General features: G+C 70.9%; 12 protein-coding genes and 1 riboswitch. Of the genes, 9 read left to right on the top strand and 3 right to left on the bottom strand.

All coding sequences use genetic code 11. The features are described 5' to 3' along the window. Window positions 1-439 precede the first annotated feature (439 nt). From rpsB to V7793_RS21960, 9 genes are all read left to right on the top strand, one after another. Window positions 440-1,291 carry a 30S ribosomal protein S2 gene (gene rpsB / locus V7793_RS21920; RefSeq protein WP_106676927.1) on the top strand — a complete coding sequence of 284 codons (852 nt, stop codon included), beginning with the start codon at window positions 440-442 and terminating at the stop codon, window positions 1,289-1,291. A 98-nt stretch (window positions 1,292-1,389) separates the two neighbouring features. Further along, window positions 1,390-2,226 carry a translation elongation factor Ts gene (gene tsf / locus V7793_RS21925; RefSeq protein ID WP_336009072.1) on the top strand — a complete coding sequence of 279 codons (837 nt, stop codon included), beginning with the start codon at window positions 1,390-1,392 and terminating at the stop codon, window positions 2,224-2,226. A 163-nt stretch (window positions 2,227-2,389) separates the two neighbouring features. Further along, window positions 2,390-3,169: a UMP kinase gene (gene pyrH, locus V7793_RS21930; protein WP_168090837.1), complete on the top strand. Its 780-nt coding sequence runs from the start codon at window positions 2,390-2,392 to the stop codon at window positions 3,167-3,169. A 167-nt stretch (window positions 3,170-3,336) separates the two neighbouring features. Further along, window positions 3,337-3,894 carry a ribosome recycling factor gene (gene frr, locus V7793_RS21935; protein WP_168090838.1) on the top strand — a complete coding sequence of 186 codons (558 nt, stop codon included), beginning with the start codon at window positions 3,337-3,339 and terminating at the stop codon, window positions 3,892-3,894. After that, window positions 3,894-4,994 (top strand): phosphatidate cytidylyltransferase, encoded by a 1,101-nt coding sequence (locus tag V7793_RS21940; protein ID WP_336009074.1) that lies wholly within the window; start codon window positions 3,894-3,896, stop codon window positions 4,992-4,994. The genes frr and V7793_RS21940 overlap by 1 nt, the downstream gene beginning before the upstream one ends. A 164-nt stretch (window positions 4,995-5,158) precedes the next feature. Beyond that, window positions 5,159-6,268, top strand: a complete 1,110-nt coding sequence (gene rlmN, locus V7793_RS21945; RefSeq protein ID WP_336009076.1) for a 23S rRNA (adenine(2503)-C(2))-methyltransferase RlmN — start codon at window positions 5,159-5,161, stop codon at window positions 6,266-6,268. A 66-nt stretch (window positions 6,269-6,334) separates the two neighbouring features. Next, window positions 6,335-6,442, top strand: a riboswitch (TPP riboswitch). Continuing rightward, entirely contained in the window at window positions 6,438-7,538 is a 1,101-nt protein-coding gene (locus tag V7793_RS21950; RefSeq protein ID WP_336009077.1) for a thiamine ABC transporter substrate-binding protein, read from the top strand. Its footprint overlaps the riboswitch before it by 5 nt. After that, window positions 7,514-9,229 (top strand): ABC transporter permease, encoded by a 1,716-nt coding sequence (locus tag V7793_RS21955; protein WP_443057964.1) that lies wholly within the window; start codon window positions 7,514-7,516, stop codon window positions 9,227-9,229. The genes V7793_RS21950 and V7793_RS21955 overlap by 25 nt, the downstream gene beginning before the upstream one ends. Next, entirely contained in the window at window positions 9,229-10,272 is a 1,044-nt protein-coding gene (locus V7793_RS21960; protein ID WP_336009081.1) for an ABC transporter ATP-binding protein, read from the top strand. Before V7793_RS21955 ends, V7793_RS21960 begins: the two co-directional genes overlap by 1 nt. Before the next feature lie 93 nt (window positions 10,273-10,365). Here V7793_RS21960 and V7793_RS21965 read toward each other — a convergent pair whose 3' ends face one another. The 3 genes from V7793_RS21965 to V7793_RS21975 form a co-directional block, all read right to left on the bottom strand. Beyond that, a complete protein-coding gene (locus V7793_RS21965; protein ID WP_336009083.1) occupies window positions 10,366-11,289 on the bottom strand; it encodes a hypothetical protein in 924 nt (307 codons plus the stop codon). 145 nt (window positions 11,290-11,434) lie between these two features. Next, window positions 11,435-12,703 (bottom strand): hypothetical protein, encoded by a 1,269-nt coding sequence (locus V7793_RS21970; protein ID WP_336009084.1) that lies wholly within the window; start codon window positions 12,701-12,703, stop codon window positions 11,435-11,437. After that, on the bottom strand, window positions 12,685-13,422 hold the full coding sequence (locus tag V7793_RS21975; protein ID WP_336009086.1) for an ABC transporter ATP-binding protein: 738 nt from the start codon (window positions 13,420-13,422) through the stop codon (window positions 12,685-12,687). Before V7793_RS21975 ends, V7793_RS21970 begins: the two co-directional genes overlap by 19 nt. Window positions 13,423-13,755: the final 333 nt, after the last annotated feature.

Here is a 13,755-nt window from a genome sequence, read left to right on the forward strand (position 1 = left end):
GGCGGCCGTCCTCGCGGCCCCCGCGCCCGAGGCCGTACCACTGGCCACCGCGCCCGCGAGAACACAGAGCGTGACCACGCCGGCCGCGGCGAGCAGACGTCGGGTGAAAGATCCGATGAGAGTCATGCCCGTACGGTGGCGGACCCCGGGCATTCGCGGGGATCTTGACGGAGATCTGTGGACTACTCGCGGGTTGTGCACAACGTCGTCACCCGCGCCTTCCCGGGTCCCGTACACTTCTCATGGCGATCCGGGTCACCGGATCGACTTCGCACGCCCCGCTACCGGCGCGTCAGTCCCTTTCGGGCAGCCCGGTGGCCGTGTCTCTCGGTCCGCGGAACGGTTCTCGCAAGGGCATCGTCCACGGCAGGCACGTCGGGGCGTCAGGAGCGGCGGCCGCCCGGCCGTCGTGGAACCGAGTATTTCAAGGAGCGCGGCCATGGCCGTCGTCACGATGCGGGAGCTGCTGGAGAGCGGCGTCCACTTCGGTCACCAGACCCGTCGTTGGAACCCGAAGATGAAGCGTTTCATCTTCACGGAGCGCAACGGCATCTACATCATCGACCTGCTCCAGTCGCTGTCGTACATCGACCGCGCCTACGAGTTCGTCAAGGAGACCGTCGCGCACGGCGGCTCCATCATGTTCGTCGGTACGAAGAAGCAGGCCCAGGAGGCCATCGCCGAGCAGGCGACCCGCGTCGGCATGCCGTACGTCAACCAGCGCTGGCTGGGCGGCATGCTCACCAACTTCTCGACCGTCTACAAGCGCCTGCAGCGCCTGAAGGAGCTCGAGCTCATCGACTTCGAGGATGTGGCCGCCTCCGGCCTCACCAAGAAGGAGCTCCTGGTCCTCTCCCGCGAGAAGGCCAAGCTGGAGAAGACCCTCGGCGGTATCCGCGAGATGCAGAAGGTGCCGAGCGCCGTCTGGATCGTGGACACCAAGAAGGAGCACATCGCCGTCGGTGAGGCGCGCAAGCTCCGCATCCCGGTCGTCGCGATCCTCGACACCAACTGCGACCCCGACGAGGTCGACTACAAGATCCCGGGCAACGACGACGCGATCCGCTCCGTCACGCTGCTCACCCGTGTGATCGCCGACGCCGTCGCCGAGGGCCTCATCGCCCGTTCCGGTGCCGCCACCGGTGACGCGAAGGCCGACAAGGCCGCCGGCGAGCCCCTCGCCGAGTGGGAGCGCGACCTGCTCGAGGGCGAGAAGAAGGCCGACGCCGAGGCCGAGAAGCCGGCCGAGGCCGCTGCCGAGGCTCCGGCCGCGGACGCCGAGCAGGCCTGACAACTCAGTCGGTAGATACGGCGGGGGACGGCGCGACACGCGCCGCCCCCGTCGTGCACCCGTAGTCACCAACGACTTTCGAGAGAGATTCACAGACCATGGCGAACTTCACCGCCGCTGACGTCAAGAAGCTCCGTGAGCTCACCGGCGCCGGCATGATGGACTGCAAGAAGGCGCTGGACGAGGCCGAGGGCAACCTCGAGAAGGCCGTCGAGATCGTGCGCGTCAAGGGCCTCAAGGGCGTCGCCAAGCGCGAGAGCCGCACCACCGAGAACGGTGCCGTCGTCTCCGCCATCGCCGACGACAACACCTCCGGTGTCATCGTCGAGCTGAAGTGCGAGACCGACTTCGTCGCCAAGGGCGAGAAGTTCGTGGCCGTCGCCGAGGCTCTGGCCGCCCACGTCGCCAAGAGCGCCCCGGCCGACGTCGAGGCCCTGATGGCTTCCGAGATCGAGGCCGGCAAGACCGTCCAGGCGTTCGTGGACGAGGCCAACGCCACCCTCGGCGAGAAGATCGTCGTGGACCGCTTCTCGTACTTCGCCGACGGCCTGGTCTACGCCTACATGCACCGCACCGCCGCGGACCTGCCCCCGCAGGTCGGCGTCCTGGTCGAGCTGGACAAGGCCAACGCCGAGGTCGCCAAGGACATCGCGCAGCACATCGCCGCGTTCGCGCCGAAGTTCCTCTCCCGTGAGGACATCCCGGCCGACATCCTGGAGAACGAGCGCCGCGTCGCCGAGGCCACCGCCCGCGAGGAGGGCAAGCCCGAGGCCGCCCTGCCGAAGATCATCGAGGGTCGCGTCACCGGCTTCGTCAAGGAGAACTCCGTTCTCGAGCAGGCGTTCGCCAAGGACAACAAGAAGACCGTCCAGAAGGTCCTGGACGAGGCCGGTGTCACGCTGAAGCGCTTCGCGCGCATCCGCGTCGGCGCCTGAGCCCGTCAGCAGGGCAGCGATTGACCTGCGACCCGCTAGGGTCGTACGCAGCCGATCCCTCACCGGTCGGCCGCTGATGTGACGAGGAGGCCATTGCCGCACAGGGAACCGAAAGGACCCATCCGGCAATGGCCTTCTTCGTATGTGCACGAGGAGAGCTCCAATGAATCAGGGTGCGGACGCCCGGCAGGCCGCCGACGACACCATTGCTGACCACGGCCCACGCCGCCGGTTCTTGCTCAAACTGTCCGGCGAGGCGTTCGCCGGCGGGGGCGGCCTCGGCGTCGACCCCGATGTCGTGCACGCCATCGCCCGTGAGATCGCGGCCGTCGTCCGCGAGGGCCACGAGATCGCCGTCGTCATCGGCGGCGGCAACTTCTTCCGCGGCGCGGAGCTGCAGCAGCGCGGCATGGACCGGGCCCGCTCGGACTACATGGGCATGCTCGGCACCGTGATGAACTCTCTCGCCCTCCAGGACTTCCTGGTCAAGGAAGGCATCGAGACCCGCGTCCAGACCGGCATCACCATGGGGCAGGTCGCGGAGCCGTTCATCCCGCTGCGCGCCGTGCGCCACCTGGAGAAGGGCCGCGTCGTGATCTTCGGCGCGGGCATGGGCATGCCCTACTTCTCCACCGACACCACTGCCGCCCAGCGCGCCCTGGAGATCCACGCCGAGGCGATCCTGATGGGCAAGAACGGCGTCGACGGGGTCTACGACTCCGACCCGAAGAAGAACCCCGACGCGGTCAAGTTCGACGCCCTCGAGTTCAGCGAGGTGCTCGCACGGGGCCTGAAGGTCGCCGACGCCACCGCCATCAGCCTGTGCATGGACAACAAGCTGCCGATCCTGGTCTTCGAGCTGCTCGCCGAGGGCAACATCGGCCGTGCGGTCAAGGGTGAGAAGATCGGCACGCTCGTGAGCGACCGGAGCACGCGGGACTGACGACCCGCACAGCCGTCCGTAGCGGCCTGGCCCGATACGGACGGCAACTCCGTGCCGTGGGAAGACCTCGGCACGGGGATGGACAACTGCCTGCCGGTCGGACACCGTGCAGGAGAAGACGCGCGCAGGGGCGAGGCTCTGCTTACTGATAACACCAGGAGCAAGTGGTGATCGAAGAGATCCTCCTCGAGGCCGAGGAGAAGATGGAGAAGGCCGTCGTGGTCGCCAAGGAGGACTTCGCGGCGATCCGCACCGGGCGTGCGCACCCGGCGATGTTCAACAAGATCGTGGCGGACTACTACGGTGCGCTGACGCCCATCAACCAGCTGGCGTCCTTCTCGGTGCCCGAGCCGCGCATGGCCGTGGTCACCCCGTTCGACAAGAGCGCGCTGCGCAACATCGAGCAGGCGATCCGCGACTCCGACCTCGGCGTCAACCCGAGCAACGACGGCAACATCATCCGGGTGACCTTCCCGGAGCTGACCGAGCAGCGTCGCAAGGAGTTCGTCAAGGTCGCCAAGACCAAGGGCGAGGACGCCAAGGTCTCGATCCGCTCCATCCGCCGTAAGGCCAAGGACGCCCTCGACAAGCTCGTCAAGGACAAGGAGTCCGGCGAGGACGAGGTGCGCCGCGCGGAGAAGGAGCTCGACGACACCACCGCGAAGTACGTCGCGCAGGTGGACGAGCTGCTCAAGCACAAGGAAGCCGAGCTCCTCGAGGTCTGATGAACGAGACATCCTGGGGGGCCCCGCCGAGCGCCGGATACCGGGGGTCCACCGACCGGGGGCCGTCCTCTGCGGCCCGTTCGGCGGGTCCTGTGCACGAGGTGGGCATCGCGGCGCAGACTCGGCCCATGCCCACCGTGCCCCCCTCAGGCGGAGATCAGGACGACCGTGACCAGGGGGCCGCTCATCTTCGCGGCCCCCTGTTCCGCGATGAACAGGAGCCCGACATCAGGCCCCAGGACCCCGCCCCGGTGCCTGCCTCCCCCGAGTCGCCGAAGGCAGGAAAGAAGAGCGCCGGCCGTGACCTGCGGGCGGCGATAGGGGTCGGCGTGGGCCTCGGTGCCGTCATCCTCGCCTCCCTGTTCATCTACAAGCCCGTCTTCCTCGGCGTGATCGTGATCGCCGTGGTGGTCGGGCTGTGGGAGCTGACCTCCCGCCTCGCCGAGCGCAAGGCGATCCGTGCCCCGCTGGTGCCGCTCGCGGTCGGCGGAGCCGCCATGGTCATCGCCGGCTACGCCAGCGGCGCCGAGGGTGCGTGGGTGGCCGTGGCCTTCACGGCCCTGGCCGTCCTCGTGTGGCGGATGACGGAGTCGCCGGACGACTACCTCAAGGACGTCACGGCGGGCATCTTCGCGGCCTTCTACGTGCCGTTCCTGGCCACTTTCGTGGCCCTCATGCTCGCTGCCGGGGACGGCGCGTGGCGGGTGCTCACCTTCCTGATCCTGACCGTGGTCAGCGACACGGGTGCGTACGCGGTGGGCTGGAAGTTCGGCAAGCGCAAGCTGGCGCCGCGCATCAGCCCCGGCAAGACGCGCGAGGGGCTGCTCGGGGCGGTCGCCTTCGCGATGGTCGCCGGCGCCCTGTGCATGCAGTTCCTGATCGACGGCGGCGTGTGGTGGGAGGGGCTGCTCCTCGGCCTCGCCGTCGCCATCAGCGCCACGCTGGGGGACCTCGGCGAGTCCATGATCAAGAGGGATCTCGGGATCAAGGACATGGGCGCCCTGCTGCCTGGGCACGGCGGCATCATGGACCGGCTGGACTCGCTCCTGCCGACCGCACCGGTGGTGTGGCTCCTCATGGTCGTCTTCGTCGGCTCCTGAGCGGGGCCGGGTACCCTGGAAGGGCTCGTCGCTGTGCGGCGGGCCCTTTTCCGGCCCCGCGCCCGCGGGGGTGCCCCTGTGAGATCTCCGGGTTCCGGCTCTTCCTGCCGCTGGCTCCGCGATTGCGGAGGTCATCCGCCGTCGTCAATGAGGTGTTTTTGCTCATGGCCCCCGCGCCTGGAGAACTGACGTTCGTCGCCCCCCGTGGGGCCAAGCTGCCCCCGCGGCACCTTGCCGACCTCTCGCCCGCGGAGCGCCGCGAGGCCGTCTCCGCGATCGGCGAGAAGCCGTTCCGCGCCAAGCAGCTCTCGCAGCACTACTTCGCCCGGTACGCGCACGACCCGGCCGCATGGACCGACATCCCGGCGGCGGCGCGCGAGAAGCTCGCCGCCGAGCTGCTGCCGGAGCTCATGAGCGTCGTGCGTCACATCTCGTGCGACGACGACACCACCCGCAAGACCCTCTGGCGGCTGCACGACGGCAAGCTGGTGGAGTCCGTGCTGATGCGCTATCCCGACCGGGTCACCATGTGCATCAGCTCGCAGGCCGGCTGCGGCATGAACTGCCCGTTCTGCGCCACCGGCCAGGCCGGTCTGGACCGGAACCTGTCGACGGCCGAGATCGTCCACCAGATCGTGGACGGCATGCGGGCGCTGCGCGACGGTGAGGTCCCCGGCGGCCCCGCGCGGCTGTCCAACATCGTCTTCATGGGCATGGGCGAGCCGCTTGCCAACTACAAGCGGGTCGTCGGCGCCGTCCGCCGCCTCACGGACCCCGAGCCGGACGGCCTGGGGCTCTCCCAGCGCGGCATCACGGTCTCCACGGTGGGCCTGGTCCCGGCGATGCTGCGCTTCGCCGACGAGGGCTTCAAGTGCCGTCTGGCCGTCTCCCTGCACGCACCGGACGACGAGCTGCGCGACACCCTGGTGCCGGTCAACACGCGCTGGAAGGTCCGCGAGGTCCTCGACGCGGCGTGGGAGTACGCGGAGAAGTCCGGCCGCCGGGTCTCCATCGAGTACGCCCTGATCCGTGACATCAACGACCAGGCATGGCGCGGCGACCTCCTGGGCCGACTCCTCAAGGGCAAGCGCGTGCACGTCAACCTCATTCCGCTCAACCCCACCCCGGGGTCGAAGTGGACGGCCTCGCGCCCCGAGGACGAGCGGGCCTTCGTCGCGGCGATCGCCTCGCACGGGGTGCCGGTCACCGTCCGCGACACCCGCGGCCAGGAGATCGACGGCGCCTGCGGGCAGCTGGCAGCAGCCGAGCGCTGAGCCGAGGCCGCAGGTCAGCGGCCGATCCATGGGGAGGGCACTGATACGGTGCCCTCGCACAAATGAACAATCCGACAGGGGAGCGCCCACGGGGCGCTGAGAGTGCGGCACGGCCCGCAGACCCTCGGACCTGATCCGGGTCATACCGGCGTAGGGAGTCAGCTCGATCATGAACACCAACCTGCGGCGTGCCGCCGGCGCAGTCGCCGCCGGCGTGCTCGCCCTTCCGGCCCTGGCCGCGTGCGGCGGCTCGGACGGCTCCGGGGGCTCCGGCACGTCCGAAGGCAAGGACAAGACCGTCACCCTGGTCTCGCACAACTCCTTCGCGGCATCCGAAGAGGTGCTCAAGCAGTTCACCCGGCAGACCGGGTACAAGGTGAAGGTCCTCAAGGGCGGCGACGCCGGCCAGGCCGTCAACCAGGCCATCCTGTCCAAGAGCCACCCACAGGGCGACGTCTTCTTCGGTGTCGACAACACCCTGCTCTCCCGTGCGCTCGACAACGGCATCTTCGCGCCGTACGAGGCCAAGGGTCTGGACCGCGTCCCGAGGAAGCTCCAGGCCGACGCCGGTGAGCACCGGGTCACGCCCATCGACACCGGCGACATCTGCGTCAACTACGACCGTGCGTACTTCGCCGGTCACAAGCTGGCCCCGCCGGCGTCCCTCGACGACCTGATCAAGCCCGAGTACAAGAACCTGCTCGTCACCGAGAACGTCGCCACGTCCTCTCCGGGCCTCGCCTTCCAGCTCGCCACCGTCGCCAAGTACGGCGACGACGGGTGGCAGGACTACTGGAAGAAGCTCAAGGACAACGGCGTCGAGGTCGTCGACGGCTGGGAGCAGGCCTACAACGAGCGCTTCTCCGGCTCCGCGGGCGGCAAGAAGGCCAAGGGCGACAAGCCCCTCGTCGTCTCCTACGCCTCCAGCCCGCCCGCCGAGGTCCTGGGCGTGAAGCCGCAGCCCGCCGAGGGCCCGACCGGCGTCGCCACGGGCACCTGCTTCCAGCAGACGGAGTTCGCCGGGCTGCTGAAGGGCGCGAAGAACACCGAGGGTGGCAAGGCCCTGATCGACTTCCTGCTGAGCCGTACGTTCCAGGAGGACATGCCGCTGCAGATGTTCGTCAAGCCCGCCAACCAGGACGCCAAGCTGCCCGAGGTGTTCACCAAGTACGGCGCGCAGGTGAACGAGCCCGGCACCATGGCCCCCGAGAAGATCGCCAAGAACCGCGACCAGTGGGTCAAGGCATGGTCCTCGCTCGTCCTGAAGTAGGGCCCGGGGCCCCTGCACGGGGCCCCGCACGAGGCCCCGGCGGGGCCGGGCGGCGGACAGCGGTGCGGCTCGGCCTCATGGCCCTGCCGCTCGCCTTCTTCGCTGTCTTCTTCGCCTACCCCGTCGCCTCGATCGTCTCCCGGGGGCTGAAGGACGGCGGGCAGTGGCAGTTCGGCCGCATCGGCGAGGTCGTGACCGACCCGGCGATCGGCCACGTGCTGTGGTTCACCACCTGGCAGGCGGCCGCCTCCACCGCCCTGACGCTCGCCCTCGCCCTGCCCGGAGCGTACGCCTTCGCGCGGTTCGACTTCCCCGGCAAGCGCACGCTGCGCGCTGTGGTGACGGTGCCGTTCGTCCTGCCGACCGTCGTCGCCGGCTCGGCCTTCCTGGCGCTGCTCGGGCGCGGGGGGCTGCTGGACGAGTGGTGGGGGGTGCGCCTCGACACCACCGTCTGGGCAATCCTGCTCGCCCACGTGTTCTTCAACTACGCCGTGGTCGTCCGCACCGTGGGCGGTCTGTGGGCCCAGCTCGACCCGCGCCAGGAGGAGGCGGCCAGAGTCCTGGGCGCGGGGCGCTTCACGGCCTGGCGACGGGTCACGCTGCCGGCGCTGGCGCCGGCCGTGGCCGCCGCCGCCCTCATGGTGTTCCTCTTCACCTTCACCTCCTTCGGCGTCGTGCAGATCCTCGGCGGTCCCCGCTACGCCACGCTGGAAGTGGAGATCTATCAGCAGACCGCCCAGATGCTCGACCTGCCGACGGCCGCGGTCCTGACGCTGCTGCAGTTCGCGGCCGTCGCGGCGCTGCTGGCCGTGCACGCCTGGACGGTGCGGCGGCGTGAGGCGACCCTGAGGCTGGTCGACCCGGCGCGCACGGCGCGGCGCCCGCGGGGCGCGGCCGAGTGGGCGTTCCTGGCGTCCGTCCTGGCGGTCGTCGCCGTGCTCATCCTCGCCCCGCTCGTGGTCCTCGTACTGCGCTCCTTCGACGGCCCGGACGGTTTCGGGCTGGCCTTCTACCGCGCCCTGGCCTCGGCGGACGGCAACGGCGGCACGTTCGTCGTCGCCCCGCTGGAGGCGATCGGCAACTCGCTCGCGTACGGCCTGGCGGCCACGGCCATCGCGGTCGTCATCGGCGGGCTCGCGGCCGCGGCGCTGACCCGGCGCGAGGGGCGGCTCGTCCGCGGCTTTGACGCCCTGCTGATGCTGCCGCTCGGCACGTCCGCCGTGACGGTCGGCTTCGGCTTCCTCATCAGCCTGGACGAGCCGCCGCTCGACCTGAGAGCGTCCTGGATCCTGGTGCCGCTCGCACAGGCCCTCGTGGGCGTGCCGTTCGTCGTACGGACCGTGCTGCCGGTCCTGCGCGCCGTGGACGTACGGCTGCGCGAGGCCGCCGCCGTGCTGGGGGCCTCCCCCCTGCGGGCATGGCGGGAGGTGGACCTGCCCCTGGTGGGCCGTGCCCTGGGGGTCGCGGCCGGCTTCGCGTTCGCCGTGTCGCTTGGCGAGTTCGGGGCCACGGTCTTCATCGCCCGCCCCGACAGCCCCACGCTGCCGGTGGCGGTGGCCCGGCTCCTGGGCCGCCCCGGGGAGCTCACATACGGGCAGGCGATGGCCTTGAGCACGATCCTGATGCTGGTGTGCGCCGCGGCGCTGCTGGTGCTGGAACGTATCCGCACCGACCGTACGGGGGAGTTCTGATGGCCCTGCTGCGACTGGAGAAGGTCGACGTCCGCTTCGGAGAGCGCGCGGCGCTCGACGCGGTGGACCTGGAGGTCGCCGAGCACGAGATCGTCTGCGTGCTGGGCCCCAGCGGCAGCGGCAAGTCCACGCTGCTGCGCGTGGTGGCCGGGCTGCAGCGTACGGATGCCGGGCACGTGCTCCTGGCCGGGCGCGACCAGAGCGGCGTCCCCACGCACAGGCGCGGAGTCGGCCTCATGTTCCAGGACCACCAGCTGTTCCCGCAGCGGGACGTCGCGGGCAACGTCGCCTTCGGGCTGCGCATGCGCGGCATGGGGCGGGCCGAGACGGCACGGACGGTCGCCGAGCTGCTGGAGCTGGTGGGGCTGCCCGGTGCGCAGCGCCGCTCCATCGCCGCTCTGTCCGGCGGCGAGCAGCAGCGGGTGGCCCTCGCACGGGCCCTCGCGCCGCAGCCCCGGCTGCTGATGCTCGACGAGCCGCTCGGGCAGCTGGACCGCGGCCTGCGGGAGCGCTTGGTCGTCGAACTGCGCGACCTCTTCGGCCGGCTGGGCACCACGGTGCTGGCCGTCACCCACGACCAGGGTGAGGCGTTCGCCCTCGCCGACCGTGTGGTCGTGATGCGTGACGGACGGATCGCTCAGGCGGGCACGCCGCTGGAGGTATGGCGCCGCCCGGCCTCCGAGTTCGTGGCCCGTTTCCTCGGTTTCGACAACGTCGTCGAGGCGACGGTCGGCGGCGAGAGCGCGGACACCGTGTGGGGGAAGGTCCCGGTGCCGCCGAGGTCGCGGCAGGGCGCGGGCCGGCTGCTCGTACGGCCTGCCGGAGTGCGCCTCGTGCCGGAGGACGAGGGGCTCTCGTGCACGGTCACGGGGCGGACGTTCCGGGGCGACCACGTCGTGCTGATGCTGCGCCCCGCGGACGGCCCCGTGCTGGAGGCGGCATGCGGGCTGCACGGGGCCCCCGCTGCCGGCGATCGCGTAGGCGTCGCCTTCGACGTCGCGGATGTCGTCGTGCTGGACGACGCCGGGAACGCGAACAGCTGAGCCGAGCAGGACCCCTGCCGCCTCGCCGAACCCCTCCGGGCGGAAACGCCTGAGCCCCGGCTGCCGGTGCGGCGGCCGGGGCTCAGACGGCGGTCAGCGGACTGCCGAAGGCTGGAGTTCCTGTGGTTCGGGTTTGGCCTCCGCGGGGGTGTCCGGCTCGCCGTACCAGGCGACCGCGACGGCACCCGCCACCGCCAGGACGAAGCCGAGAACGGCGACCCAGGCGAAGCCGGGGCGCGAGTTGTCACCGAGCAGCAGGACGCCGATCATGCCCGGGAGAATGGTTTCGCCGACCACCAGTGCAGCCGTGGCGCCGTTGACCGAACCGATCTGCAGGGCCACCGTGTGCAGGTACATGCCGACCGCACCCGATATGAGGATCGCGTACAGCGCGGGGTCGGCGATCAGCTTCGGCAGGTCGAACGGGTCGATGCCGTCCAGGATGCGCACGCCGACACCGATGGCACCGAAGCCCAGACCGGACAGCAGGCCGGCCAGGATCGCGGCCCGCCCGCCGAGCAGGCGGACGGCCACCGTGCCGCCGCCCATCAGCACCACAGAGATGATCAGCAGCCACCAGTGGGTGGACATCGGCGTGTCGCCGCCGCCCTCGTGGCCCGCCGCCGTCGCCAGCAGCACCAGTGCCGAACAGACGACGCCGATCGACGCCCATTCGGGCTTGGTCAGCCGGATGCCCAGGAGCTTGATGCTCAGCAGCGCGGTCACGACGAGGTTGGCGCTGATGACCGTCTGGGAGAGGAAGAGCGGCAGCATGCGGGCGGCGAGCGCGCCGAGCCCGAAGCCGAGGAAGTCGAGGAACGTACCGACCATGAACTCCCACGTCACCGCGGCCTTCGCGGTGGAGGACAGGCTCGGTCCACCGTGCTGGGTGGTGCCCGTCGAGGAGGCCTTCTCGGCCTCCCGGCGGGCAGATTTCCGCGAGCCCACGGCTTGCAGGACCGAACCTGTGCCGTAACAGGCCGATGCTGCGACAGCCGTCACAAGGCCGATGATCACCAATAGCTCCGTTCGCCGGATATCCGTCGTGCTCCTCAAGCAGACGCGCAATCCGGCGACGAAGTTGCCTTGAGTCAAGAACTGGTCAAGAACTGTTGCGCTGCAGCCGCTCGGCGGGCCCGGCCTCCGGGCCCGCCCGGCGCGCTCACCGCGACATGGGCAGCGTCACGAGCTCCGCGATCGCCCATGTCAGAGGCGTCAGAACGGCCAGCAGCACGCCTGTTCGCAGGATGGCCGCCCCGCGCAGCATGGAGGCGGGGATGCCGAGACGGTGCAGCGCCGCCGTGGTGCCGCTCCGGTTCTGCCGGCTGTCCAGGGCCGCGGTGATGGCCGTGGCCGTGACGCACGCCATGACGAGCGCCGCGCCGAGGCCGGTGAGGGGGCCGAAGGGGCGCGGCCCGGAGGAGTCCCAAGCCGCGCCGTAGAGTTCGGCGGCGGCCAGGGCGCCCGAGGCGACCGCGCACAACACACCCAGTGGACGGCCGATACGGGTGGCGGCGTCCTGCAGTATCCGGCCGGCCAGCAGCCGCACCGCACCGGGCCGCCCGGCGGCGAGCAGGACCCCGCACCAGTGGGTGAGCCCGGGGCCGGCCAGCACGAGCCCGAGAGAGGCCAGGAGCCATCCGCCCAGCACGCCGGGGGAGGTGCCGTCCGTCCGACCGGGCAAGGAGATCAGCCTGTCGGGGTCGGGCGCGGGGCCGTGCCCTACGTACGCCTCCAGGGCGAGTCCGACCGCGATGATCGCGATGCCCCACGGGAGGCCGGCGTAGACGGGCCCGGGCACGGGGCCCGGAGCGGGGGCGGGCGGCGGCGCCTGGGGCCCCTCGGACGGCGCTTCGGCGCTCTCCGCCTCCTCCGCGCCTTCCAAAGGCTCCGCGGCGGGCTGCTGCACCCTGGCAGCGGCCTCCCGCCGCGGGTGCAGAGCGAGGACGCAGGCGCCCGCCGCGAGGGCGGGCAGGACGCCGAGGAGGGTCAGGGCCGCGCCCCACGGCAGGTGCACCTGCCCGTCCAGCAACCGTCTCGCCGAACCGCTCAGCGGGCCGCCGATGTCACCGCGGAGCACCTTGTAGAGCAGCAGGGCGAAACCGCTGCCGAGCGTGCACGAGATCGCCGTCGACGCCGCCGCGAGGACCGAGAGCCGCACGGGGCCGAGCCCCGCGGCGTCCAGGCCGTCACGCGGGCGCGTGGCGGGGTCCGTGCGAGCCACGGCGACGGCGAACTGCACGACCGCCGCCAGCGGCACCGCGCACCAGACCAGCCGCACGAGTGACTGCCCCGTCGACTTCGGATGGGCCACCGCGTACCCCAGGGTGCACAACAGCAGGAAACCCACGCCTGCCGCAGCCGCCGCCACCAGCAGCCTCCGGAGCAGGACCAGCGGGTGCGCGCCGCGCGCTAGGCGGAGACTGAGCACGCCGCCCTGCCCTCTCCCTCGGGCGCGTCGGGTACCGGGATGGCGGTGCCTCGGCGGCCGTCGACCAGGGAGACCGTACGGTCGGCCAGGGTGGCGATCTCGTCGTCCAGCGTGGCGATGACGACGGTGATGTGGTGCGAGCGGGCGGCCGTGGTCAGGGTGCGCAACACCTGCGCGCGGTCCGCGTTGTGCAGCGGCGCCGTCGGCTCGTCCGCGAACAGGACGGTGGGCTCGCTGGCGAGCGCCCGCGCGATGGCGACCCGCTGGCGCTGCGCCTGGAGCAGGGCGGCAGGCCGCTTGCGGTGGCAGTCGCCCACGTCGAGGCGCTCCAGCCACTCACTTGCCGTGCGCTTGGCGGCCCGGTGCCCCACGCCGCGCAGCAAGAGCGGCAGGGCGGCGTTCTCCCAGGCGCTCAGCTCCGGTACGAGGTGCGGTTCGCTGTCGATCCAGCCGAAGCGCTCCCGCCGCAGCCGTTCGCGGGCGGCACGCGAAAGCGTATGGACGGGGGCGCTGTTGAACCACACCTCTCCGGGGTCGGGAAGGAGCTGTCCGGACAGGCATTTGAGGAGCGTGGACTTGCCGGAGCCGCGTGGCCCGGTGATGGCGAGAATCTCTCCCTCGCGTACGCCGATGGACACCCCTGTGAGTGCGGGGGAACCACTGTGGGCGTAGTGCAAGCCGCGTGCCCAGAGCACGTCGTTGTCCGGCGGGGCCACCATATCGAGCACCTCGGGTCGCTGTAGGGTTCGTTCCCCTGTCCGGGGGAACGAACCGGAGGCCATTGGGTCACTGGCACCGTACGGAACCGGGATCCTAGCCTTTGCCCAGGCTCGGCGCTGGACCGCCGACTTTCCTCCGGTCGGCCTCATGCCCCAGGGGTCGCATATGAGTCGGAGCGCAAATGCGACGGAACGTGCGACCGGGTGTGCGGTGGGGCGTGATGCGTGTGCGACGGGCGTGCGTCTCGCGTGCGAGGGTGCGCGGTGCGTGCGCCGGGCGGGCGGGTCTACGCGCGCGTGCAGCAAAGCCGTGGCCCACGCGCGCGTGACCAG

This window comes from Streptomyces sp. KLMMK, from assembly GCF_036961605.1.
Lineage (GTDB): Bacteria > Actinomycetota > Actinomycetes > Streptomycetales > Streptomycetaceae > Streptomyces > Streptomyces telluris.